The 854-nt window shown below is 60.9% G+C and carries 1 protein-coding gene; it reads right to left on the bottom strand.

Annotated elements, in window-relative coordinates; translation table 11 throughout:
- Positions 1-5: 5 nt before the first annotated feature.
- The gene (locus tag BO1_RS49040; RefSeq protein ID WP_028223804.1) at positions 6-812 is read right to left on the bottom strand and encodes an IS5 family transposase; all 807 of its coding nucleotides are present in this window, start codon (positions 810-812) and stop codon (positions 6-8) included.
- Positions 813-854: the final 42 nt, after the last annotated feature.

Below are 854 nucleotides of genomic sequence, written 5' to 3'. Positions count from 1 at the left end.
GCGTGTTAGGAACTTTGGATAATCGGCGCAGCATGAACGAGCATCAACATGGCGAAGACGACGAAGTGCAGACCTGCCAAGGTTTCGGGCAGGCGCTCGTAGTCGCGAGCCAGTCGCCGGAACCGGTTGAGCCAACCGAAACTGCGCTCGACCACCCAGCGACGCGGCAGCAGCACGAAGCCCTTTTTCGCCTCGGGCAGCTTGATGACCTGCAGTTCGATGCCTTCGTCACGCGCGGCCTGCGCCGCATCCTCGCCTGTATAGCCTTGGTCAGCGAATGCCAGCTTCACTGTCTGGCCCGTTACCTGCTGAACCTGACGGGCAAGCTCGGCCACCTGCGCGCGCTCCTGCTCGTTGGCCGGCGTAATGTGCACAGCCAGCAGATTGCCCAGCGTATCGACGGCCATGTGAACCTTGCTGCCACGCTTGCGCTTATAACCGTCGTAGCCCGAACGCGGGCCGCTTTCGCACGTGGACTGCAACGTGCGTCCATCCAGGATAACCGCGCTCGGTTGCCCCTGACGCTCTTGAGCCACACGCAGCACGGAACGCAAGTCGTTGACCATCGCCTCGAAACAACCCGCGTTCAGCCACCGTTGTGTTTGCTGATAGACCAGTTCCCACGGCGGAAAGTTGGTCGGCAGCATACGCCACGAAGCACCGGCTCGCGCCATCCAGCGCAGAGCGTTGAACATTTCGCGAAGTCCGTATCGGCGTTGCGGTGCGTCTTCGTTCATCAAGGTCAGATACGCAACGGCGAAGCTCCACTCTTCGTCCGTCACGTCCGTCGGGTATGGCTTTCGTGGTGTCATCACACCAGGATACCAGGTCCGACTGAAAGTGCCTAACACCCT

Origin of the sequence: Paraburkholderia oxyphila NBRC 105797, from assembly GCF_000685075.1 — a bacterium.
GTDB lineage: Bacteria > Pseudomonadota > Gammaproteobacteria > Burkholderiales > Burkholderiaceae > Paraburkholderia > Paraburkholderia oxyphila.
Note: the sequence above shows the minus strand (reverse complement) of the source record. Positions and strands in the feature narration are given on the sequence as shown.

What these genes read in the sequence shown, in the direction of transcription:
- BO1_RS49040 (WP_028223804.1), bottom strand. Translation starts at nt 812, where the DNA reads ATGACACCACGAAAGCCATACCCGACGGACGTGACGGACGAAGAGTGG.